This window comes from Bacillus sp. S4 (assembly GCF_040838205.1).
Taxonomy (GTDB): Bacteria; Bacillota; Bacilli; order Bacillales; family Bacillaceae_G; genus Bacillus_A; species Bacillus_A cereus_U.
Window position 1 is genome coordinate 12,840 of the sequence record NZ_JBFPJI010000009.1, and the last position, 23,775, is coordinate 36,614.

A 23,775-nucleotide genomic window follows, 5' to 3' on the forward strand; every position below is an offset into this window, starting at 1 on the left:
GGATAGATACCTATGTCGGGAAATTTATATCTCTCATATAAAATATGCGTCCTTTAATTTGGAGGAGTATATAATGAATCAATTAAAAAATAAAGTAGCAGTTGTTACAGGTGTTAGTCGTCTAGATGGTATTGGGGCAGCGATTTGTAAAGAATTAGCTGAAGCAGGATACGATATATTTTTTACGTATTGGACGAATTATGATAAAGAGATGCCTTGGGGCGTTGATCAAAATGAACAAATACAATTAAAAGAAGAGCTGATAAAGAACGGTGTTGAAGTATCAAGTATGGAGTTAGATTTAACTCGGAATGATGCGCCGGAACAACTTATAAATAAAGTTACTGAACAAATGGGGTACCCTGATATATTAATTAATAATGCAGCGTACTCTACGAATAATGATTTCTCCAATTTAACTGCTGAAGAGTTAGATAAACATTATATGGTAAATGTTCGCGGCACTACATTATTAAGTAGTAAGTTTGCTCAAGGATTTGATAAAAAATCCGGCGGTAGAATTGTTAATATTACTTCGGGGCAATTTAAAGGGCCTATGGCTGGAGAATTAGCGTATGCAACAACGAAGGGAGCTATCGATGCGCTCACTAGTACGTTGTCAGCAGAAGTGGCCCATCTAGGGATAACAGTGAATGCAATTAATCCAGGTCCAACTAATACAGGATGGATGACAGAAGAGATAAAGCAAGGATTAAAACCGATGTTTCCTTTTGGTAGAATAGGCGAACCGAAAGATGCAGCAAGGCTTATTAAGTTTTTAGTGAGCGAAGAAGCCGGATGGATTACAGGGCAGGTTATTCATTCAGAAGGTGGATTTAAGAGATAAATTTATAAATAAAAAGAAGGTATCTCATTTCAGTGAGATACCTTCTTTTTAATCTTTCTTCAATCTTCGTGCTATACCATTCCCTAATGACTGTAATCCTTGAACAAGAATGATTAAAATAAAGACTGTTGCATACATTACTTCAGGTTCGTAACGTAAATGACCGAATCGATATGCGAGATCACCAAGGCCTCCAGCACCTACAAGTCCAGCCATTGCTGTTGCACCGATTAAGCCAATCGTTGCGATTGTTAATCCAAGTACGAGAGATGGACGAGCTTCTTTAACCATGACGTGCCAAATGATTTTAATAGTAGAAACTCCCATCGCTTGATATGCTTCAATAACACCACGATCTACTTCTAGTAAAGCTGTCTCCATTAAACGTGCAATATAAGGGGCTGTGAAGACAACAAGTGGTACGATAACACCTTGCACGCCAATGGACGTTCCCATTAGAAACTTTGTAAAAGGTAAAATGAAGAATAATAGAATGATAAATGGAAGAGAACGAATGATATTAATAACTGTATTAAGAATAGGATAGATAATTTTATTTTCTCGCTGTCCACCAGGTCTCGTTAAAACAAGTGTGACACCGAGTGGTAATGCAATAAGGATAGATATAAGTAGTGAAATAGATGTCATTTGAAATGTTTGAATTGTTGCTTCCCATATTACGTTACCCCACTCATCCAAAAAGGACTTGTTTCCCATAATCTGTTCTACCTCCTTCTACGATAATTCCTTGTTCTTGTAAAAATGATAAGGCACGGTGTACTTCACTTTTTTCACCTTGCATATGAACGACCAGTTTCCCATATGCCTCATGTTTTAACTGCGTAATATTGCCTGATAAAATATTAGGATATACGTGGAAACGTTTTGTAGCGATAGCTAACGCGGGTTCTCCTGAAGCGGTTCCTATAAATGAAAGTGTTACGATTTCTCCAGTACTTTGTAGCTCTTTCTGTACCTCTTCTGGAATTTTAGCTGCAAATGCGCTATTTACAAATTTCTTCGTTGTTACATGTTGTGGGTTTGTAAAAATGTCCTTCACTGTTCCACTTTCAACGACAGATCCATGTTCCATTACAGCAACTTGGTCACAAATACGCTGGATGACATTCATTTCGTGTGTAATTAGCAAAATCGTAATTCCGATTTCTTCGTTGATCTTTAATAATAAATCAAGAATAGAATCGGTCGTTTCCGGATCTAATGCGCTCGTTGCTTCATCACTTAATAAAACTTCAGGCTCATGAGATAGTGCGCGAGCGATCGCTACACGCTGTTTTTGACCACCAGAAAGTTCACTTGGATAGGCATCTTTTCTATTGAAAAGATCAACAATACGTAAATACTTTTCTACCCTTTTTTCAATTTCATTTTTGGGAAGACCAGATAGACGTAAGGGTAGTGCGATGTTTTCATAAACGGTAACGGTTTTAAGTAAATTGAATCCTTGAAAAATCATGCCGATCTTTTGTCTCGCTTTTGCGAGTTCTTTTGTCGATAAGGTTGTTAAATCTTGTTCGTTTACAATGATATTTCCTGTCGTTGGTTTTTCTAATAAATTTACACAGCGAATTAATGTACTTTTACCAGCGCCGCTATATCCGATGATTCCAAATACTTCGCCCTTTTTTACTTTAAGGGAAGTTGGTTTAAGGGCCTCAACATTCCCTTTTTTTGTTGTAAATACTTTGGAGACGTTTTTTAATTCAATCATTATAGTCAGCTCCTACCAAGACGGTAAAATAGAACCATCGAATTTTTTCTCAATGAAATCTTTTACTTCTTTAGATTGATAAGCTTTCTTTAACTTATTTATAACTGCATCATCTTTATTTTCAGTACGAACAACGACCCAGTTCACATATGGTGAATCTTTTCCTTCGCGGAAAATCGAATCTTTTGCTGGACTTAATTTTGCACCTAATGCAAAGTTTGTATTAATCGCAGCTGCCTTCACTTCACCTAGCTGCGTTGGTAATTGAGATGCCTCTAATTCAACAATCTTTAAATTTTTCGGATTTTCAATTACATCTTTTGCAGTCGCTTTTTCTGTAGCTTTTGGATCCACTTTTAAAACCCCTGCTTTTTCAAATAGCTTTAAAGCACGAAGCTCATTTGTTGGATCATTTGGGACAGCAATTGCGTCGCCCTCTTTTAATTCTTTTATATCTTTTAAGTTTTTAGAGTATATACCCATAGGGAATGTTACTGTGGAAAATACTTCAGTTAATTTCATATTACGTTCAGTTTTAAATACGTCTAAATAAGATTTAGTTTGGTAGCTATTTACATCGAGGCTTTTTTCATCTAAAGATACGTTTGGTGCTACATAATCATTAAATACCTTTACATCGATTTGGAGGCCATCTTTTGCTGCAACTTCTTTCACCTTTTCAAAAATTTGTTCATGCGGTCCACCTGTTACACCAACGGTAATCTTTTTCTCATCTAATGCTTTTACCTCTTTATCAGAAGTAGCACCGCATGCGCCTAACAACAATACAGCTCCACTTACAATACTTACTAATACCTTTTTCATCTATAATTCCCCCTTAATATACGTTCCAAAATAAAAAGCACCTCTCAAAAATAAGAGAGGTGCCGAATAGACGAAATAGGTTCCTCTCTTATCTTCCAAAACGAAAATCGTTCTGCAGGAATTAGCACCTTAGCTTATACTTTATAAGCTCGGTTGCCGGGCATCATCGGGCCAGTCCCTCCGCCACTCTTGATAAGAGTATGTGTATGTAGTTTTTAAATATGGTACTAATAGTAAATCTTACAAAAAGAATTGTCAATGTTATTTTCTGAATATATTTTATTTTAAGGTAATAGAAACATTACCTTTTTTATGTCCGGTCTCTACGTACGTATGAGCCTTTGAAATTTCTTCTAACGGGTAAGTTTTATCAATAACTGGCTTTAATTTTTCTTCTTCCGTTAGCATTTTTAGTAGAAGCATATCTTCTTTGCTCACTTTTGCCATCGTTCCATTGACCGACACGTATTTACCGTTAGCGGTTAATGCTTTCTTACAATGGGATTTTTTAATTTTTCCAACTGCATCAAATATAATATCGTAGCGTTCAGCCCGCTTTGTAAAATCTTCTTTCGTATAATCAATTACGTGATTAGCTCCTAAAGATTGCACTAGTTCAAAATTTGAATTACTACAAACAGCTGTAACGGTCGCGCCAAAATATTTAGCAAGTTGTACGGCAGCTGTTCCTACTGAACCAGATGCGCCATATATAAGTACTTGTTGCCCTTTTCTTATACGTCCTTTTCTCAGGAAGTGTAATGCTGAAGTTCCGCCAAAAGGAATAACGGCAGCTTCTTCATACGTCACATTGGTAGGTTTTAATGATATCAATCCGCTTTCATGTACACATGTATATTCTGCATAACCACCGACATTAAGCTCTGTTAATGCGAAAACTTGGTCTCCTTTTTCAAATTGAGTTACATCTGTTCCTATTTCTTCGATTTCACCAGATAGCTCCACGCCGAGTATAGGTTTTCTTGGTTTTTTAAAACCTAATATAATCCGCATAGGAATCCAAAATAAAAGGGGGCTATTAAAGCCGCGCATTCTACAATCTCCAGTTGTTACACTTGTTGCGTGAATTTTAACTAATACCTCATTCTTTTTTGGAGTAGGTTTCTCTAAATCTTGAAGTTTGAGAACATTAGGCGGCCCATACTTTGTGCAAATAATTGCTTTCATAATGACCTCCTGAATTTAGTTGTTTTTATTTACAACATATTTAAGTATTTCTTTAAACATGTTGTTATTCGAGAAATAAAGTTAAATAGAAATATTAAAAATTATATAGATTTAAAAGGAAAATAGATGATACCCTTTTGGAAAGGAGGGAGAATTATGAAAAAACTTATTTTAACCTCTAGTTTAGTCCTTGCAGTTATTTTAGGTGCAGGGTGTAGTAATGAGAAAACAACAAAGACGGATGAACCGAAAAAAGAAGCCATGCAGAAAGAAAAGGAATTAGCAGCGAAGGATGTTTTCAAGAAAGCGAATGAAGCTTTTAAAAATGAAGAACATGTAACGATGGCATATGATGTAGGGATAAAAGCTGAAGGAACAGAGATGGATGTACTAAAGGCTAAAATGCAATTAGAGCCAAAGAAAAAGAATTCGCGTTCTGAAATGAATGTTTCTGGTACAGATGTTGTAGTGTATGCTGTGGATGGTAAAGTTGCTGGTCAGGTGAAAAATCCTAAAACAGGAGAAGTTATATCTGTACCGGAGGAGCAATTAAATGCTGGCGGGATGAAAGTCACTCAAGATATTATAGATAATTTAGAAGTGCCAGCAGTAGTTTTAGATAAAATGAAGATGGAGAAAAGCGGAGATAAATATAAGCTGAAGTTTATATTAAAAGGGCAAGAAACAGAGAGCATGCTAGCTAGCATGGATGAAACGCAGAAGAAAATGCTACAAGCACAAAATGCAAAGATAGAAGAAGTGGATGCAGAATATATCATTACAAAAGATTTTAAATATGAATCAGCGAAGATAGATATGATTATGAGTAGTAATGGTGAGGATAAGGCACACATTATTACGAATGCAAAATATACATCGTACGAAAAGTTTGAGCCAATACAGCTGCCAGCAGCAAAGTAACAGTCTTGATGAGGGAGGGACCTAAAATAAAGGGTCGCTCTCTTTTTTGTTAATACTTTTTTAAAGGAAAATAGGTAAAATATGAAGAGGAAGAACGTTAGAAAAGGAGAGTGCCATTTGAAAAAAAGAAAGATAGCAGTTGTCATTGTAGTATATACAGTGTTGCTCGCGACTTCTATATATACATATAAAGAGAAACTAGAACATCCTATTATGAGCGATGTAGGAAAGTTGCTTCCAACGAAAATTAAACGTGTTGAAAATGCTGAGGATGAAAGTTCATTAAAAAAGTTAGTGCAAGATGCAAATGTTTCTGGAGAGAAGATTTCTATTGCAGGTATGCAACATAGCCAAGGCGGGCAGACGTATTATCCGAACGGTACGATGCTTGATATGAAAGGGTATAATGAAATATTAGAATTCGATCCGGAGAAGAAGAGGATTAGGGTGTAAAGCGGTGTCACATGGAATGACATTCAAAAGAAAATCAATCCATATGGTCTTGCAGTTCAAGTGATGCAATCTCAAAATATTTTTACTGTTGGTGGTTCATTAAGTGTAAATGTACATGGGCGTGATATTCGTCATGAAGCATTGATTGATACAGTAGAGTCGTTCAGATTGTTAATGGCAGATGGTACAGTGCGTAATGTAAGTAGAGAAGAAAATGCTGATTTGTTTCCGTATGTAATTGGGGGATATGGATTGTTTGGTGTGATTTTAGATGTGACGCTACAGTTAACAAACGATGAATTGTATGAAACGCATACGAAGGTACTAGATTATAAAGAATACTCTTCATACTTTAAGAATAAAGTGCGAAGGGACGAGAATATACGTATGCATTTAGCACGTATTTCTGTTGCCTCAAATTCATTTTTAAAAGAAATGTATGTGACAGATTATGTACTAGCAGAAGATCAACAGAAGTTGAAAGAGTACAGCAAATTAAAAGAAGAAAATATTATAGCTGCGCCGAAATTCTTACTTGGATTATCACGTTATAGTGACTGGGGAAAGGGCGCATTTTGGGATATACAAAGAAGTTATTTTGAACGTACAGATGGTAAGTACGAAACTCGAAATAACGTAATGAGATCTGATAGTGCTTTTATGGAATACGATAATCCAAACTTGACCGAAGTTTTACAAGAGTACTTTGTACCGATAGATGGTTTTGCAGAGTATATAGATGATTTGCGAAGCGTTTTAAATGAAGAGGAATTAAACCTTCTTAACATTACAATCCGCTATGTAGAAAAGAATGAGAATGCGGTGCTATCTTATGCGAAAGATGATATGTTTGCGCTTGTGCTTCTAATTAATCAAGGGCGTTCTGAGGATGAAATAAAGAAAACAAAAGTGGTCATTCAGAAGATGATTGATGTTACTTTAAAGCATAATGGAAGTTATTATTTACCGTATTATTCTTATCCGGAAAAGGAGCAACTAAAGAAAGCGTATCCTCGCATAGAAGAATTCCTTCAGAAAAAGAAGGAAGTAGACCCAGAGGAAAGGTTTGTGAATTTATTTTATAAGGAGTATAGCAAATGACATATAGAAGATTTGTGGCCTCACAAAGCATTATTATGATGGCGGGTAGCATGGTATTTCCTTTTTATATACTATTGCTTCGAAATGTTGGAAATAGTTTCTCGCAATTTGGCTGGGCGTACGGTTTATTTGCCTTAACTTCAGCTCTAGTATATCCGTTAGTTGGAAGAACCTCTGATAGGATAGGTGATAGAAAGTTATTAATTATATACGCATGGTCCGTGGCTATATTAATGCTTTGTTTCCCTATTGCAACAGAAGTTTGGCATGTATACATTCTCCAAATTTTAATGGGTATTTTAGGTGCTGTGCAGCGTAATACGGAGAAGACATCGTTAGCACGAAAGGTAGCGCATAAGGAAGCTGGTTACGAAATTGGAAAATACCATGTATGGACATCAATTGGTGGCGGAGTAGCTATAATTGCAACTGGTTACCTAGTGGATTTCTTTACGATAGGGACTATTTTTTACATTGCTTCAGTTTTATATGTAGTGAGTGGAATTGTATTAAGTAGCAAAAAAATATAATCATACCCATTTTTACCTGATTACCCTTTATTTGTTATACTTATGGAGAAGACAAAAGAAAAGGGGACATTGCCTTTGATGAAATTTATAGTTTTAGCTATTCTCACTTTATTTTTGATTCCATGGACTAGAAGCGGTAATAAAATTCGCGCGGTGGATAAAGGAGGAAATGAGAAAGTTGTAAAGGGTAAGAAATCATCTATTTTAGTTATTCCTGTTTTATTTTGGATAGGTATTGCAATCTATGAATATTTTTGGCTAATTGATGATCGAGCAGATTCTATTCTTACTCATTATTCTGTTGCAGTAGCGATTTTAATTGGGCTTGTTTTATTCTCACAAGAGCAGGTAGGGAAATTAGAAGGTACGTTAAAAGGACTTCTAATGTTTGTTTTACTCGCAAGTTACGGCTATTTTGGTTATTTGCACGATATAGTAATCTCGCAAAAGAAATATGATTCGGTCGTGAAGGTAGAGAAAGATATTTCGGAGCCATTTACTGAAAATGACCAACCGTTTACAGTTCCGCCTAAAACAGCGGAAAATAAAATGAAAAAGGTATTTGGTGATATTCCGAAAGTAGCTTATTTTGAGCTAGGGGAATTAACGCCACAAATGGTAAATGGTGAAGCCTTGTATGTAGCACCGATAGAAGTTTCGGGATTTTTTAAAGCACGTAAAGCGGAAACAATTCCAGGTTACGTAACAATGTCAGGTACAAATCCTGATGCGGAAGCGAAATTACATCTTGGATATAAAATGAAGTATGTACCAAGCATGTTTTTCGGTAATAAATTAGAACGTGTTGTTCGAAAAGCAGAGCCAGATTTAGTTTTTAAAGGGAAACCAAAATTTGAAGTTGATGATAAAGGAAAACCGTATTATACAATGACATACGGTGAGTTTATTTCAGGAAGATCAGGGTTTGAAGTAGAAGGCGTTGTCGTTGTTGATGCACAAACAGGTGATGTGAAACGATATGATAAAGGGAATGCACCTAAATTCGTTGATGGTGTATTAAATCATGAAACAGCATCTACGTTAAATACGTACTTCGGAAAATATATTCACGGATTTTGGAATACGAAATTCTCACAAACTGACATGAAGATTCCGACTGAGTGGGGGACGAAGGAAGGCGTTACGCCAATCTTCGGAAAGGATGGTAAACTGTATTACTTTACAGATTTCACCTCTCCGAAAGAAGGAGTAGATTCTGCCCTCGGTTACTCATTAGTTGATGCACGTACAGGAAAGTTGTATTACTATAACGGAAAAGAAGTGAAGGGAATTATGGACGGTTCGGCTGCTACAGAAGTAGTGGATAATTCCTTTAAGAGAGAGAAATGGCATGGAACAATGCCGGTTATTTATAACGTATATGGTAAGCCTTCTTGGATTGTACCGGTTATTGATGACGGGGGATTAGTACGTGCTCATACTGTTATATATGCTTCTAATGCAAAAGTGTTTGCAACAGGTTCAACGCAAAAAGAAGCACTTGAGAATTATAAAAATGCGCTGAGTGGAAGTGGTGATTCATTTAGACCGACTTCAAATGGGAAAGAAGCGCAAAAAGAAGGTACTGTACAACGTGTGTATAAAGAAAAATCAGGTGAAAATACGATTGTGTACGTACTATTAGAAAACGAGCAAAAAGTATTCATGGTACCGGCGAAGAAATTCCCATATGCAATGTTTACAGAAGTAGGAGATCCAATTCAAATCACATATTTAGACACAGGAGAAATGATGGCATCTGTATCTAAATTTACAAATAGTAATTTGAAAAAGTAAAGCGATAGAGATTCTATCGCTTTTTTTACATTATTAAACAGGAAAATACGGTATACTTGACGTATATTTATGTTGTAACTATAATTGTTACGGTTAAGTAGTTATATGAAAGGGTGAATGGAAAAAGTGAATGAAGTTAATCACGAAGTATATAAACCTGTAAAAACAAACAGGTTATGGATGATTCTTGTATTAGGGACACTTACGGCAATTGGGCCATTATCTATTGATATGTATTTGCCTTCTTTACCAAAGTTAACGGATGATTTACAAACGAGTGCATCCCTTGCGCAGCTTACATTAACTGCTTGTCTGCTTGGGCTTTCAGTGGGACAGTTATTTGTTGGTTCAATTAGTGACATTTACGGAAGACGCAAACCTCTTATTATCGCTCTTATTATTTATGTTGCTGCTTCTTTACTTTGTGCTGTTGCACCATCTATTTGGAGTTTAGTACTTTTACGTTTCTTACAAGGTGCTTCAGGATCTGCTGGTATCGTTATATCACGTGCAATGGTACGTGATATGTATTCGGGTTCTGAAATGACGAAGTTTTTCTCACTGCTTATGCTAGTAAACGGAGCAGCACCTATTTTGGCACCGATTATTGGAGGGCAATTATTACAGTTCACATCATGGCGCGGCGTTTTTATCGTTCTTGGAGCAATTAGTGTATTCATGCTAATATCATCTACTTTCGTATTACGTGAAACATTACCTCCTGAAGAAAGAGAGACAGGTGGTTTGTCGGGAACGCTGGCGACATACGGAAAGCTTCTGAAAGATCGTTTATTTATGGGTTATGCATTGTCGCAAGGATTAGTAACAGCTGCAATGTTTGCTTATATTTCTGGTTCACCGTTCGTGTTGCAAAATATATACGGGGCATCACCACAACAGTTTAGTTTGTTCTTTGCAATTAACGGTATCGGTATTATTATTGCTAGCCAAGTTACTGGCCGCTTAGCAGGGAAAGTGAATGAGAAGACATTATTTGTTTCCGGTATTGTTATTGCGGCTGTTGGCGGTCTATCGTTACTACTTACAATCGTATTAGGAATAGGTCTAATCGGTGTTTTATGCTCGCTATTTCTCGTTGTATCAAGTGTTGGGGTTGTATCAACAACTGGCTTCTCGTTAGCGATGAGAAATCAAAAACAAGCAGCAGGAACAGCATCAGCTTTACTAGGTTTATTACAGTTCATTTCAGGAGCGCTTGTTGCACCGCTAGTAGGTATTGGCGGAAGTAATACAGCACTTCCTATGGGTGTTGTTATAGCTCTTTGTGAAATTGGTGCTGTGTTATGCTATTTATTCATGGCAAAAAGAAGTGAGCAGCAGTTTGAACTGCAACAAAAACAAAATTTAGAGGCTTAACAAAAAAGAGCTGATTCAAACATTTCTCTGAATCAGCTCTTTTTTTCATTTCTTTGAAATAACTCATACATATTATTCATGATCGCATCATATAAGAAAGCAAGTTTATCCCATACCCAGCGGTTACTGTCGACCTCTTTCTCCCCGCAGTCAATAATATCAGTATGATCTGTAATTCTATATGCCCTCTCAACGATAATAGGAGCAATCTTCGGTATGCGTGGAATTTCTTTTAAGACATCTGCAAAATTTCCAATGTAGACATGACCGATAATCTCGATTGTTAATGATTTATCCGATATATTTAGCACAGTATGAAATTGATTTGTATGTTGTTGTTTTAAATATTGGGCTAACTTAAATGGAGCATGTTGCTTTTTTAATACGCGGCGAAGGTTTTCTGTGTTTTCAATATGAAGTGATCTTTCACGAATAAGGACACGAATATCTTCTCCCATAAAAGGTATTGTATTGTACATAGGTGATTCTCCTTAAAAACTTAACTACGCTTGCGTTATGCATATGTAAGTCTAGCATGGTTTGTTCTCTATGTGTGCTTACAGTTTTGTAAGGTAGAGTGGTGAAGTTACTTGCATAAAGTGACGATAATGTGACAAAAATGTGTGTATATTTATTAAGAGATCATCTTAAGTGCAAAATTTAGGACGTTCTCGGTATAATAAAACAAGTGGAGATAAGAGAAACTGTAATTCGTAGTAGATGTAGATAAAAGGAGAATAAGAGATGAAGAAGGTTTTCGGTATTGCAATGCTTGGGGGTATGCTCCTTCTAGCGGGATGTAATGGAAATAAAGACACGAAAGATACGAAGGAACCGAAAGAAAAGGTAGAGCAATCTACTGAACAGACAGAAGATACGAAAGTGTATCGTGAGGTACATGAAAAGTATGATGCGAAGATGAACAAGGAAATTAATAAAGCGTTACAGTTATTTGAAGTGGCAAAAGAAAAGGGCGGTAAGGAAATAACTAATGCTAAATTTAAGGAAGACGTGCAAAATGTAACAACGGGCATGTTAGAAGATATAGATCATATGCGTAAAGAAATTCATGTACCGAAGTCGAAAGAACAAGAACATGAAATGTATGTTGGTTTCTTAAATGAATCAGAACAAGCGATGAAAAAATTACAGAAGTTAGCTAAAGAAGAAGATTCATCGTTGATTCGTGATATAGAAATTAATTTTTCAACAGCATCGACATACTATAAACGTTTTCAAACAGAAACGAAAAAATAACCTTGCGCATGCGCAAGGTTATTTTTTCTTCTTACCATCTCCGTCTTCATCCTCGCATACTAATACCTTCTGCTCTTCGTGAAATTCTGAAATTGTTTGTCCAGTAATATTATCGAAGGGTGTATAAAAAGAAGTGATACGTTTCTTTTTAATGAAGAGTTTATAGAAACCAATGATAACGAGTATGACAATTGTTAATGGCAATCCTATAGTAGCCAGAAGTAAGGGATCCATCTTATAACTCCTTTAAAGTAATTACCTTTATTATAAGTTAAAGTAGTGATTTTAAGAAATAATGCCATCAAAAACTGATTTTTCTAAATATATCCAATTAGATTGACTTTTCATTTTTTCAGAATTATAATTCAAAATATACAATTTGAACCAAATAATAATATAGCAATTTACTTATCCAGAGAGGTAGAGGGACTGGCCCTATGACACCTCAGCAGCGGGTTCTGTAATAGAACACCGTGCTAATTCCAGCAAGCAAGGCTTGAAAGATAAGTGATGGGCATAGTTTTATTAAGCCTTGATCTTATTTTTTAAGATCAAGGCTTTTTGTGTTTTAAGAAGTGGAAAAGGAGTAATAGGAACAAATATGTCAATAAAACAAAGTAAATTCATTTGTTTAGGGGGTTATCGAAGTGTATGTTATTAAAAAACTATCGGTTATGGTGTTTACGCTATGGGTCATTACGACAGTAACATTTTTAATTATGCATATTATTCCAGGGGATCCATTTTCGTCAGATGCGAAAATCTTTCCTGAAGAAGTGATACAAAACATGAGAGCTAAGTATCACCTGGATGAACCGTTATGGAATCAGTATGTTGCTTATTTGGATGGGGTAGTTCATTTTGATTTTGGTGAATCTGTTCAATCAACAGGTCAAGGTGTATCGGAAATTATAACAACTGGTTTTGGACCATCGGCAATTATTGGTTTACAAGCACTTGTTATTTCATTGTTAGTCGGAATTGCCGCAGGTACATTTGCCGCGCTATATCATGGGAAAGTGATTGATTATAGTGTGAGCTTGCTTGCGATTCTCGGTATTTCTATTCCTAGTTTTATTTTAGCGCCACTATTTATACAAGTGTTCGCCATCCAATTTGAATTACTACCAGTGGCGTCGTGGGGAACGTTTGAGCATACTGTATTACCTTCTTTCGCATTAGCGCTCGGGCCAATCGCAGTTATTACAAGATTTGTTCGCTCTAATATGATTGAAGTGTTGCAGAGTGATTATATTAAGCTAGCGAGAGCAAAAGGTATACCAATTAAGAAAATCATTATAAGACATGCTCTTCGAAATGCAATTGTTCCGGTACTTACATTTGTTGGCCCATTAATGGCTGGACTTTTAACAGGAACTTTCATTATTGAAAAAATCTTTTCAATTCCTGGTTTAGGAAAATATTTTGTAGATAGTATTTTTAACCGAGATTATCCGGTAATTATGGGAACAACCATTTTCTATAGTTCGCTATTAATTGTATGTATTTTTATTACAGATATCATTCATCGTATTGTTGATCCGCGTATTCGTTCTATTACGTAAGGAGGGGAATGTTTAAATGGGGGCTTATGAAATTAATGACCAGTTATTAACGAATGAAGAGAAAAAAGAATTAACGATAAATAAAGATCAGCAAACGATTAGCCGAAAAAAGGAAGTGTTTCGCAAGTTTATATCAAACCCTATAGCAGTTTTAGGGGCAGTGACGTTATTACTAATTATTGTTTTCTCGCTTATTGGCGAAAGTTTAACGTCATTTACTGCGAGTGAACAAGTAAAAGAAGCAACTAATTTACCGCCTAGTAGTGAGCATTGGTTCGGAACAGACGATTTAGGGAGAGATATTTGGGCGCGTACTTGGGCTGGTGGGAAAATTTCATTAACAGTTGGATTGGTAGCGGCAGCTCTTGATATAGGGCTTGGTGTACTTATCGGAGGTTTTAGTGGATATGTGAGAGGGCGTAATCGTCTTGGAACGTTAATTGATGAGTGGATTATAAGAGGGATTGAAGTGTTATACGGTATCCCATATTTATTAATTGTTATTTTACTATTAATCGTTATGAAACCAGGACTTTTTACAATTATAATCGCCCTTGCGTTAACGGGATGGATTGGCATGGCACGTCTCATTAGAGCACAAGTCTTGTCTTTAAAGCAAAGAGAATTTGTTGTCGCAGCAGAGCGATTAGGTACACCTCATATGAAAATTATATATGGGCATTTAATTCCAAACTTAACAGGGATTATTATCGTAAATTTATCATTTACAATTCCAGCAGCTATTTTCTCAGAATCATTTTTAAGTTTTATCGGACTTGGAGTACAATCACCAGCAGCGAGCTGGGGCACGATGACGAACGATGCACTCGGGACATTACTAAGCGGAGAATGGTGGCAACTTTTCTTCCCGGCAATCATGATTGCACTAATCATGTTCGCATTTAATGCGATTGGTGATGGTTTGCAAGATGCGATTGATCCGAAAATCGTAAAACGTAATCGAAAGGAGAAAAAACATGGCACAAATCTTATCTTTAGAAAACGTAACGTTGGCCGTTGAAAAAGAGAATAGTAAGCAAGCAATTGTGAAGCATGTTTCCTTTTCTATTAACGAAGGTGAAATAGTTGCACTTGTTGGAGAAAGTGGTTCAGGAAAAAGTGTTACAGCACAATCAATTATCGGCTTAAATCAAGAATCGATTCATATTGATGATGGAAATATATCTTTCCAATCAAAGGAATTAACGGATTTACAAGAATCAGAATGGAATCAAATTCGCGGGAAAGATATTTCCTTTATCTTTCAAGACCCGCTTTCCTCTTTAAATCCGACGATGAAGGTGGGAAGACAAATTACAGAAGTAATTGTGCAGCATGAAAAGAAATCGAAAAAAGAGGCAAAAGAAATTGCAATTAACTTACTAAATGATTTAGGGATACATGAAGCAGAGAAACGCTTTGAACAATACCCGTATCAGTTAAGCGGAGGTATGAGGCAGCGTATTTGTTTAGCAATTGCGTTTGCATGTCATCCGAAGCTCGTTATTGCAGATGAACCTACAACGGCGTTAGATGTAACAATTCAAAAACAAATTATGGGGTTATTAAAAGAGCGAAAAGAAAAACAAAATACTAGTATTTTGTTAATTACTCACGATTTGGCACTTGTGCGTGAAATAGCTGACCGAGTAATTGTTATGTACGGGGGGCGCATTGTTGAAAAAGGAACGATAGGGGAAGTAATTGGCTCTCCTAAGCATCCTTACACGAAAAGCTTATTGCAAGCAATTCCAAATATGGATGATTCAGAAAAGGTACTTAGAGCAATTGAGGGAACAACACCTTCAATTGAAACGTTAAATAGTTTTGGGTGCCCGTTTGTGAATCGTTGTCCAGTAGCGATAAAAGAATGTATTCATCGTTTCCCAGAGAGAACAACATATTCTGAGGAGCATAGTTCACATTGCTGGCAGCATATTCTGGAGCATAATAAAGCGAAATCAAAAGAGAAGGTGAATGCTTCATGACGACAGATTTAATAGCTGTAAAACAAGTCATAAAAACATATGGAAGTAAAAATAAAGAAATTGCGGCGCTAAAAGGTATATCACTTTCTATTCCGAAAGGAACAACTCTTGGCATTATCGGAGAAAGTGGTTCAGGAAAAACAACACTTGGTAAGCTCATAGCTGGGATTGAAAAACCAACGTCTGGTGAAATTGATTATAACGGTCAAGTTGTTCACACGCTGAAGTCAGCTAATAAGCGGAATTTCTTACAGAAAGTACAGTTTATTTTTCAAGATTCCACAGCTGCATTAAATCCGCGCTGGAAAGTACGCGATAGCGTAACGGAAGGATATATTTCATTCGGTTTAGGCGATAAAGGATTGAAAGATAAAGTCGCAGGTGATGCACTAGAGCGTGTTGGATTAGATAGACGATATATTGATCGTTATCCCCACGAATTTAGCGGTGGACAACGTCAACGTATTGCCATTGCAAGAGCGCTATTATGTGAGCCAGAAGTATTAATCCTTGATGAACCAATTTCAGCATTAGATGTTTCACTGCAAATCCAAATTGTACATTTGCTGCAAAAGATTCAAAAGGAACAAGGCTATACATATTTATTTATCGCACATGATTTACCGATGGTTCACTATTTATGTGAAAAAGTGGCTGTCTTATACAAAGGAGAACTTGTTGAATTTGGAAATACGGAAGAAGTATTCCGTAATCCACAACATTCTTATACAAAAACATTATTAGCATCAACACCAAAAATTTCAGGTTAAAGGAGAATGTAGGATGAAGAAGTTTTTACTGTTTGTCATTATGACTGTTTTAGCAATAACTTCTGTCGCTTGCGGTAAGAAAGAGACGCAAAAGGCAAGTGCTGGTAAAGGGGAGCGTTTTGTAACAAACCTTGGTAGTGATCCTTATACACTAGACGCAGCAATTTCAACAGATAATAACTCAAATTATGTCATTGAACACTTATTTGTAACTTTGTATAGACAGACAAGCGATGGGAAATTTGAAAGGGATTTAGTAGATAAAGAGGAAGCTGGGGCAGATGGAAAAGAGTATACGTTCTATTTGAAAAAAGGCTTAAAATGGTCTGATGGTTCCCCATTAACAGCAAAAGATTTTGAATTTGCTTGGAAGAGGATATTAAATCCTAAAACAGGTTCTATGAATGCGACAGAACTATATTTCATTAAAGGTGGAGAAGCGTTTAATACAGGAAAGGGTGCAGAAGATGCAGTAGGAATTCAAGCGATAGATGACGTAACTCTAAAGTTACAATTTGAACATCCAGTTTCGTCTATTAAACAAAAATTAGCACAGTCATTATATATTCCGCTTCATAAAAAATCTATTGATGAAAAAGGTAAATTAAAAGTAGATCCTAAAGAATTAATTACAAATGGTCCTTTCACGTTGAAAGAGTGGAAGCATAATCAAGCTATTATTCTAGAAAAAAATAAAGAGTTTTATGATAAAAAAGTAGCATCAAAAGAAATTGAATTCCGTATTATTTCTGAAGGGAAAACAGCGTATCAATTATACAAATCTGGAGAATTGGATTTATTATCTAACATACCGACAGATTTAGTTGAAAAGGAACAAAATAATAAAGAATTCAAAAAAATGCAAGACTACTCAACTCATATTTATTCATTTAATTCAGAGAAGCCACCATTTACAAATGCTAAAATTCGTAAAGCTTTTGCATTAGCTGTAGATCGTAAATTTATCGTAGAGAAAATATTAAAGAATAATGCGAAAGAAGCATATGGCTTTGTCCCAGAAGGAGCAAAAACAGAAGGTGGGCGCGATTTCCGTAAAGAGAAAGGCGATTATTTTAAATATGACCCTACAGCAGCTAAAACTCTATTAGAAGAAGGAATGAAAGAGGAAGGCTGGACTACTCTCCCAGAAGTAACAGTGAAATACTCAGATAAGAAAAAAATAGCTGAAGCACTTCAAGAAATGTTTAAGAAAAATCTTGGTGTAGATGTAAAACTAGAAGGTAAAGAATGGAAAAGTTACATTGATATGTATAAACAAAGTGATTTCCAACTTGCATATATGGGATGGGGGGGATCTACATTAGATCCAGCTGCTCAATTAGAGATTTATGCAGGTGATGGACCAAGCAACTATGCAAAATGGTTTAATAAAGACTTTGATAATTTAATTAATCAAGCAAAATCAGAACAAGATGAAAATAAACGCTTTGATTTATTACATCAAGCAGAAGATATTATGTTTACAGAATATCCTTTAATTCCGCTTATATTCCCAACAGACTCTTATTTACAAAAGTCATCGGTATCTGGATTGGAATACTTTGTAGGTTCTCAACCAAGTTTACGATATGCTAAAAAATAAAGAAGTAGGCAACCGCCTACTTTTTTATTTTATTTCGCGTTTATATTCTTTTTTCGTTCCATCAGAAAAGACAACTTCTAAATCGAATTTTTGGTAGTCTTTATCAAGTTTGAACACATTTACTACTTGATCGATTACTTCTTGGTCAGGAGTATCTTTATTAAATTTCAGCTCTTGTAGAAGAGGGCTTAATTTCGTAATAGCCTCGTCACCTGTGAACTTTACATCTGTTTTATGGTCTTCAATTTTTGCTTCCATTTTCTTATCCGCGGCTACATTTTTATAATCAGCTTCGTAGTCTTTCTTCGTATCTTGATAGTCTGCTTTTAAATCAAATTCATTAAAGTTTAGTTTTAAATCTGCAGGAGCCTCATTTTTTGCTTCTTCAGTTGTCTTTTTATTAGAAGTTGTATCTTCTTTTGCAGGAGCTTTACATCCTGTTAATGCAGGTACTAGCATAAGAGCTAATAAAGCTGATAGTAAAATTCTCATTATAAATTCCTCCTTATGTAACTTCTTTCTATACAAGTTTTTCCTAATTTCATGTAATTATGTATGTGTTGAAAATAAATTATTTTCTCATAGCTTTAAGGGTTAATCCGCAATTTAAATCAAAAATGATTTGTATGTATATGGTAAATTGAAGTTGTAAGGAGGTACTGAAATGCATGAAGAATATAAAGAGATGATAAAAAAAGCGATTGAATATATAGAGAATCATTTACATGAAGAGCTTACAACAGAAAGAGTGGCATTTCACGGTGCAGTATCGATGTACCATTTTCATCGTATTTTTCAAAGTTATATCGGTATGAGTGTAACGGATTATGTTCGTAAGAGAAGATTAACTCATGCTGCACAGGCTTTAGTATCGACTGAAAGAGCAGTCATTGATATTGCAGTGCAATATGGCTTTTCCTCACAAGAGGCATTTACTAGAGCTTTTAAAAGAATGTTTCAATTACCACCAAAAAAATATCGAAAGTATTTCCAGTCATTTTATATAGAAAGAGAGGGCGTTTCAATGGAAAAAGGTATACCGAAAGGATGGGTATTAAGTGGAAGTCATCCTGCTGAATATGAGATGGGTTTAGATTACGAAGTTGTTCATCAAGGAAAAGTATCTGCATATATAAAAGGAAAAGAGAACGTTACACACGGAGGGTTTTCAACATTAATGCAAATGTTCCGAGCGGATAAATATGTAGGTAAGAGATTACGTTTAACAGCATTTATTAAGAGTGAGAGTGTAAGAGACTGGGCGGGATTATGGATGCGAGTAGATGGAAAAGATACAGAGCCACTTGCTATGGATAACATGCAAAATCGCCCAATCAAAAATACGAATAACTGGCAATCGTACTCGGTTGTATTAGATATAAAAGAAGAAGCACTTGGTATTGCATTTGGTGTTTTATTATCAGGAGAAGGTTGTGTGTGGCTAGATAGTATTCGATTTGATGAAGTGGATGAAAAAATTCCTTCAACAGATTTGGCAGAAAACTTTTATGAAACACTCCTAGAAGAGCCGGTGAATCTGCAATTTGAAGAAATAGAAAATTAAAAAGTAAGGAGAAAAGATATGCTCGAATATGTAAAACTAATAAGTATTAGTTTAGTAGTATCGTCTTGTATTATGGGAATTAATTATTTAATTAGCTATCTTTGGTCAGGGCATATACCTTCTTTGACATGGAGAACATATTTGATATTTATCGTTATATTTATGATGAGTTTTAGTTCAATGCAAAAGGAAGGGGAAGAGGATTATTGACAATGATTAGAAAAGGTATACAATCTAAATGCAAGTGATCACTTGCATGAGGAAGAGAGGATTTTATGGCGCGCTCAAAGACAGCAGAAAAAATCATCCAAGCAGCAATTGAATTAGTGAAAGAAAAGGGATATACAGCAGCGACAACGAAAGAAATTGCAATGCGTGCTGGTGTTAATGAAGTAACGATATTCCGCAATTTTAAAAGTAAGAAGGGTGTTATTGAAGCCGCGGTTGCTGAGTTTTCATATGTACCGCATTTAAAGCAGTTTTTAGAAACAGAAATTGTGTGGGAATTAGAAACGGATTTAAAGAACTTAGCAAGGCATTATCATAAATTTTTAGATAGCATAAAAGATATTATTTCTATCGGTATACGTGAGGCAAGGGAATTTCCTGAATTAGACGAGGAAATCTCCAAGATTCCAAAAGGGTTAAAAGAAGAATTAATAATATATTTTGCTAAAATGCAGGAACAGGGAAAGATTATTCATACAAATATTGAAGCGCAAGTAATGAATTTTATATGGATTAATTTTGGTTACTTCCTATCTAAATTGCGTTTTGAAAACCGGCTTATGGAAATCGATGATGAGAAATTTATTGAGAATAATATAGTTTTATATGCTAGGGCTTTAAGACCCTAGTATTTATTTAAAATAAAATGCAAGTAAGTACTTGCTTGCTATATAGGAGAGCGGGAAGATGGATACATTAAAACAATTTTTAAAGCGACCAGGTACGTATGTGGGAATGGTAGTAGCGCTATCGTTCCAACTTATTTTCTTTTGTGTTTGGTTAACGGCATATGATGGAGTGAATGAAAGAGCAGATCAAATGCGTATCGCTATTGTGAATGAAGATGGAAGTATCGGTAGTAAAATAGCAGAAGGCTTACAGAAGAATTTACCATTTCAGGTGAAAGCAGAACAGTCTGTGGAAAAAGCAAATAAAGAAATGAATGACCATATGTACGATATGATTATTGAAATTCCTGCTTCTTTTTCAAAGGATATAAATGAAACAGGAAAATCAAATTTAAACTTTCACATTAATCAAGCGAATGCCATGATGGCAAAGCAAATGATGGAAGGAGCTGCAAAACAAATTCGAGACAATGTAAATAAAGAGATAACAAGTTATAAGAAACAAGCGATTGTTGGGAAATTACAAGCTGTAGGGCCTGAGAATGTAGAAGTGATAAAAGGGTTAACCGAAGATTCAATTGGTTTTACAGTTCATAAAGTAAATGAGGCAAAAGGATTTTCGGCTAACATGGTACCACTAATGATGGTATTAGCTTCATTTGTAGGAGCAATGATCATGAGTATGGAACTATCAAAAGTTGCAAAGGAAGTAAAGAACGGGTGGAGTAATTTCGTATCAAGACAAATTATTAATAGTACAGTATCAATTTTACTTGCATGTATTACAATTGGTTTGATGAAAGGATTTCAAATTGAAATACACGAAGCAGTATGGAGTATATGGGTGTTTCAAGCAATAGTCTTCTTCGCTTTTCTTTCATTAACACAAATGTTCATAACTGTTTTCGGAAATGCAGGTATGATCTTTAATATAATTTCACTATCGTTACAACTTGTAAGTTCGGGTGTAATTGTACCACATGAGATGCTTTCTAAAACATATCAAACAATCGGCGAATTATTTCCCGCAACATATGCAGCGAATGGCTATTATACAATAATATTTGGAGGAGTTAGTTTAGAGAGAAATATTATTTCATTATTAGTTATTGTATTGGTTACACAATCAGTAGCAGTGATGACTTTAGCTATAAAAGGAATGGTAAAGGGAAGAAGAAGCTCTGTAGTTAAAGAAGCATAAAATAAAAAGGTATCCTTCTTGGGATACCTTTTTTACTTTATTATTTTGCAACTTCTGTCCACTTGTAGTTAAATTCACCGCCGAAGTCAGTTGTTACAAGTCCTTTAATAAATCCGCGTTGTAAGTAAGAACGACCTTGTTGGTATAAAGGAGCGACAGCACCATCTTGTAATAAGATTTTTTCAGCTTGCTTCATTGCTTCAAAGCGTGCTTTTTCATCACCAGCTAAATCAGTTTTTACTTTACGAATAAGCTCATCGTACTCTTTGTTAGAGTATTTATCGAAGTTATAAGCGCTATCTGTTGTGAATAGATCTAAGAATGTAATAGGATCCGCGAAGTCAGGGCCCCAGCCATCGATTCCGATTTCGTAATCACCACTTAATAGTAGTTTTAACTGTTGTTTACGTGGTTGAGGCTTTAAGTTCACTGTTAATCCATCTAGATTCTTTTCTAGTTCACCTTTTAAATATTCGCCAGTCTTTTTAGCTAAAGCATTATCACTTGTTAATAGTTCAATTGTTACTTTGTCAGTACCAAGTTCTTGTTTCGCTTTTTTCCAGTTTTCTTTTGCTGTTTTCACATCATCTTTAACTAGGTTTCCGTTTTCTTTACGGAAGTCGTTGCCATCTGGACTCTTTGCGAACTTCGCAGGAACCATTCCTTCGGCTGGAATTGCACCGTTATTTAAAATTGTTTCTACGTAAGCCTTTTTATTCATTGCTCCGTTAATAGCAAGACGTGCATGTTGATTCTTTAATACTGCATTTTTTTGATTTAGTCGTAAGAATTGAATACCGACTTCAGCGCGTTCCTTGAAGTTTGAATCGTTCTTATACTTATCAACAAACTCCGCAGTTAAAGCAACACGATCAATTTGTCCTGAATCATATAAGTTAACTTCTGTAGACTTATCTTTAACGACATTGAAGTTGATTTCTTCTAGTTTTACAGTTTTAGCATCCCAATAGTTAGGGTTCTTCTTCAATTGGAAGCTTTGTTCATGTTTCCAGTTATCTAATGTGAAAGCCCCGTTGTAAATTAGATGCTTCGTTTCTAAACCGTATTTATCACCTTGAGATTTTAAATACTCTTCATTAATTGGTAAGAATGTTGAAAATGTCGTTAAGCTTAAGAAGTAGGGAACAGGTCGGTCCAGTTGTACTTCTAAAGTTTTATCATCAAGAGCTTTAACACCTAATTGATCGATCGCTGCTTCTTTTTGATTTATTTGTTTTGCATTCTTTATATCGAAGAATAAGAATGCATATTCGGCAGCTGTTTCAGGATTTACGGCACGTTGCCAAGCGAAGACAAAGTCTTTTGCTGTAACAGGAGTCCCGTTTGACCATTTCGAATCACGAAGATGGAAAGTATACTTTGTTTTATCTGGACTAATGTCAACCGACTCAGCAACACCAGGAATCGGTGTATTATCTTCTCCCATTGCATATAAACCTTCAAAAACATTTCGCATTACATTCATGGATTCCCCGTCCGTTGCTTTTGCAACATCCATTGTTGGAATTTCTGAAGCAAATGATAAGTTAATCGCTTGTTTATTAGGTGCTTTATCGTTTGCTTTCGCTCCGCTTGCATTATCTTTATTTCCTCCGCAAGCTGTTAGTAGTAGACTTGCCCCTAAAACAGATGCAACAACAGGTACAACTTTTTTCTTCATTGTTCTTTCCTCCCTAAATGTGTTGTTCGTAACGTCATAATGTCCATGTCTTGAAGTGTAGCTATAGAAGAAGAGAAAACCTATTATAAATATGTGTATATAGGTAATCGGGTGTTCTATATGTATATACAAGTTGAACTATAATCTATCGTTATATGTTTCAACTTAGTAGACATTACATTTTGATGGTAAAATATTTCGTTTCTTTGATTATTTAGAATATTAACACTGGAGAGAACTATATGTCAATAATAAAAAGTGGAGTGTTAATTTCTTGGAATAATATATTAAAAAAGCAGATTTCCTCGTATTAGGGAATCTGCTTTTAATATATTTTGCTAAAAAAACAATGGGTGTGGGTGGGAACACGATGATCCAAATTGCATTTTATCCCGCATTAACGGGCAGTAAGATCCCCACCTCAAAATTCAGTGAAAGCAAAGAAGTTAGGTGGGGGATCAACTGCCCGTAAAAGCCCGATTGGTGAGGGCTGATAATCAGTGGGGATGAAGAACCCC

General features: G+C 35.6%; 23 protein-coding genes, 1 pseudogene and 2 riboswitches. Of the genes and pseudogenes, 16 read left to right on the plus strand and 8 right to left on the minus strand.

Annotated elements, in window-relative coordinates:
- Positions 1-73: 73 nt before the first annotated feature.
- Complete coding sequence (locus tag AB3X48_RS02620) at positions 74-847, plus strand: SDR family oxidoreductase (RefSeq protein WP_016103311.1); 774 nt, start codon at positions 74-76, stop codon at positions 845-847.
- Positions 848-895: 48 nt separating this feature from the next.
- Here AB3X48_RS02620 and AB3X48_RS02625 read toward each other — a convergent pair whose 3' ends face one another.
- The 4 genes from AB3X48_RS02625 to AB3X48_RS02640 form a co-directional block, all read right to left on the minus strand.
- Positions 896-1,564, minus strand: coding sequence for a methionine ABC transporter permease (locus tag AB3X48_RS02625; RefSeq protein WP_000527155.1), 669 nt, complete (start codon positions 1,562-1,564; stop codon positions 896-898).
- Entirely contained in the window at positions 1,539-2,579 is a 1,041-nt protein-coding gene (locus tag AB3X48_RS02630; protein ID WP_078180253.1) for a methionine ABC transporter ATP-binding protein, read from the minus strand. The genes AB3X48_RS02625 and AB3X48_RS02630 overlap by 26 nt, the downstream gene beginning before the upstream one ends.
- Positions 2,580-2,591: 12 nt before the next feature.
- On the minus strand, positions 2,592-3,404 hold the full coding sequence (locus AB3X48_RS02635) for a MetQ/NlpA family ABC transporter substrate-binding protein (protein WP_016103313.1): 813 nt from the start codon (positions 3,402-3,404) through the stop codon (positions 2,592-2,594).
- An 85-nt stretch (positions 3,405-3,489) separates the two neighbouring features.
- Positions 3,490-3,603: riboswitch (SAM riboswitch) on the minus strand.
- Between the two features lie 80 nt (positions 3,604-3,683).
- Positions 3,684-4,592 (minus strand): NAD(P)-dependent alcohol dehydrogenase, encoded by a 909-nt coding sequence (locus tag AB3X48_RS02640; RefSeq protein ID WP_016103314.1) that lies wholly within the window; start codon positions 4,590-4,592, stop codon positions 3,684-3,686.
- 156 nt (positions 4,593-4,748) lie between these two features.
- Between AB3X48_RS02640 and AB3X48_RS02645 the strand changes: the two genes are divergently transcribed.
- The 5 genes and pseudogenes from AB3X48_RS02645 (at position 4,749) to AB3X48_RS02665 (ending at position 10,771) form a co-directional block, all read left to right on the plus strand.
- Positions 4,749-5,513, plus strand: a complete 765-nt coding sequence (locus AB3X48_RS02645) for an outer membrane protein assembly factor BamD (RefSeq protein WP_016103315.1) — start codon at positions 4,749-4,751, stop codon at positions 5,511-5,513.
- A gap of 117 nt (positions 5,514-5,630) precedes the next feature.
- A pseudogene (locus tag AB3X48_RS02650) lies at positions 5,631-7,067 on the plus strand (FAD-binding protein).
- Positions 7,064-7,597 (plus strand): MFS transporter, encoded by a 534-nt coding sequence (locus AB3X48_RS02655; protein ID WP_367958728.1) that lies wholly within the window; start codon positions 7,064-7,066, stop codon positions 7,595-7,597. Before AB3X48_RS02650 ends, AB3X48_RS02655 begins: the two are co-directional and overlap by 4 nt.
- Before the next feature lie 78 nt (positions 7,598-7,675).
- Positions 7,676-9,394, plus strand: a complete 1,719-nt coding sequence (locus AB3X48_RS02660) for a DUF3981 domain-containing protein (protein ID WP_002159579.1) — start codon at positions 7,676-7,678, stop codon at positions 9,392-9,394.
- A 117-nt stretch (positions 9,395-9,511) separates the two neighbouring features.
- The gene (locus tag AB3X48_RS02665) at positions 9,512-10,771 is read left to right on the plus strand and encodes a Bcr/CflA family multidrug efflux MFS transporter (protein WP_367958730.1); all 1,260 of its coding nucleotides are present in this window, start codon (positions 9,512-9,514) and stop codon (positions 10,769-10,771) included.
- A gap of 32 nt (positions 10,772-10,803) precedes the next feature.
- Here AB3X48_RS02665 and AB3X48_RS02670 read toward each other — a convergent pair whose 3' ends face one another.
- Positions 10,804-11,250 (minus strand): hypothetical protein, encoded by a 447-nt coding sequence (locus AB3X48_RS02670; RefSeq protein ID WP_002113359.1) that lies wholly within the window; start codon positions 11,248-11,250, stop codon positions 10,804-10,806.
- Between the two features lie 265 nt (positions 11,251-11,515).
- On the opposite strand from AB3X48_RS02670, the gene AB3X48_RS02675 reads away from it, so the two are divergent.
- Positions 11,516-12,028 (plus strand): hypothetical protein, encoded by a 513-nt coding sequence (locus AB3X48_RS02675; RefSeq protein WP_002113360.1) that lies wholly within the window; start codon positions 11,516-11,518, stop codon positions 12,026-12,028.
- An 18-nt stretch (positions 12,029-12,046) separates the two neighbouring features.
- On the opposite strand, the gene AB3X48_RS02680 is transcribed toward AB3X48_RS02675, so the two are convergent.
- Positions 12,047-12,262: a DUF3951 domain-containing protein gene (locus tag AB3X48_RS02680; protein WP_000371385.1), complete on the minus strand. Its 216-nt coding sequence runs from the start codon at positions 12,260-12,262 to the stop codon at positions 12,047-12,049.
- Between the two features lie 171 nt (positions 12,263-12,433).
- Positions 12,434-12,538: riboswitch (SAM riboswitch) on the plus strand.
- Between the two features lie 137 nt (positions 12,539-12,675).
- Here AB3X48_RS02680 and AB3X48_RS02685 point away from each other — a divergent pair.
- Genes AB3X48_RS02685 through AB3X48_RS02705 form a run of 5 tightly spaced genes read left to right on the plus strand, consistent with a single transcriptional unit; the run spans position 12,676 to position 17,954 of the window.
- Positions 12,676-13,593 (plus strand): ABC transporter permease, encoded by a 918-nt coding sequence (locus tag AB3X48_RS02685; protein ID WP_016103318.1) that lies wholly within the window; start codon positions 12,676-12,678, stop codon positions 13,591-13,593.
- A 16-nt stretch (positions 13,594-13,609) separates the two neighbouring features.
- The gene (locus AB3X48_RS02690) at positions 13,610-14,614 is read left to right on the plus strand and encodes an ABC transporter permease (RefSeq protein ID WP_016103319.1); all 1,005 of its coding nucleotides are present in this window, start codon (positions 13,610-13,612) and stop codon (positions 14,612-14,614) included.
- Positions 14,571-15,581, plus strand: a complete 1,011-nt coding sequence (locus tag AB3X48_RS02695; protein WP_016103320.1) for an ABC transporter ATP-binding protein — start codon at positions 14,571-14,573, stop codon at positions 15,579-15,581. Before AB3X48_RS02690 ends, AB3X48_RS02695 begins: the two co-directional genes overlap by 44 nt.
- Positions 15,578-16,351 carry an ABC transporter ATP-binding protein gene (locus AB3X48_RS02700; protein ID WP_016103321.1) on the plus strand — a complete coding sequence of 258 codons (774 nt, stop codon included), beginning with the start codon at positions 15,578-15,580 and terminating at the stop codon, positions 16,349-16,351. The genes AB3X48_RS02695 and AB3X48_RS02700 overlap by 4 nt, the downstream gene beginning before the upstream one ends.
- Positions 16,352-16,364: 13 nt before the next feature.
- A complete protein-coding gene (locus AB3X48_RS02705) occupies positions 16,365-17,954 on the plus strand; it encodes a peptide ABC transporter substrate-binding protein (RefSeq protein ID WP_256416253.1) in 1,590 nt (529 codons plus the stop codon).
- Between the two features lie 24 nt (positions 17,955-17,978).
- On the opposite strand, the gene AB3X48_RS02710 is transcribed toward AB3X48_RS02705, so the two are convergent.
- Positions 17,979-18,446, minus strand: coding sequence for a YusW family protein (locus tag AB3X48_RS02710; protein ID WP_002113370.1), 468 nt, complete (start codon positions 18,444-18,446; stop codon positions 17,979-17,981).
- A 172-nt stretch (positions 18,447-18,618) separates the two neighbouring features.
- Between AB3X48_RS02710 and AB3X48_RS02715 the strand changes: the two genes are divergently transcribed.
- From AB3X48_RS02715 to AB3X48_RS02730, 4 genes are all read left to right on the plus strand, one after another.
- Positions 18,619-19,518, plus strand: a complete 900-nt coding sequence (locus tag AB3X48_RS02715) for a helix-turn-helix transcriptional regulator (RefSeq protein ID WP_002113371.1) — start codon at positions 18,619-18,621, stop codon at positions 19,516-19,518.
- Positions 19,519-19,536: 18 nt separating this feature from the next.
- Positions 19,537-19,728 (plus strand): hypothetical protein, encoded by a 192-nt coding sequence (locus tag AB3X48_RS02720; RefSeq protein WP_016103323.1) that lies wholly within the window; start codon positions 19,537-19,539, stop codon positions 19,726-19,728.
- Between the two features lie 65 nt (positions 19,729-19,793).
- Complete coding sequence (locus AB3X48_RS02725; protein ID WP_016103324.1) at positions 19,794-20,375, plus strand: TetR/AcrR family transcriptional regulator; 582 nt, start codon at positions 19,794-19,796, stop codon at positions 20,373-20,375.
- 58 nt (positions 20,376-20,433) lie between these two features.
- Positions 20,434-21,576 carry a YhgE/Pip domain-containing protein gene (locus AB3X48_RS02730; protein WP_016103325.1) on the plus strand — a complete coding sequence of 381 codons (1,143 nt, stop codon included), beginning with the start codon at positions 20,434-20,436 and terminating at the stop codon, positions 21,574-21,576.
- Positions 21,577-21,616: 40 nt separating this feature from the next.
- Here AB3X48_RS02730 and AB3X48_RS02735 read toward each other — a convergent pair whose 3' ends face one another.
- Positions 21,617-23,257 carry a peptide ABC transporter substrate-binding protein gene (locus AB3X48_RS02735; RefSeq protein WP_016103326.1) on the minus strand — a complete coding sequence of 547 codons (1,641 nt, stop codon included), beginning with the start codon at positions 23,255-23,257 and terminating at the stop codon, positions 21,617-21,619.
- Positions 23,258-23,775: the final 518 nt, after the last annotated feature.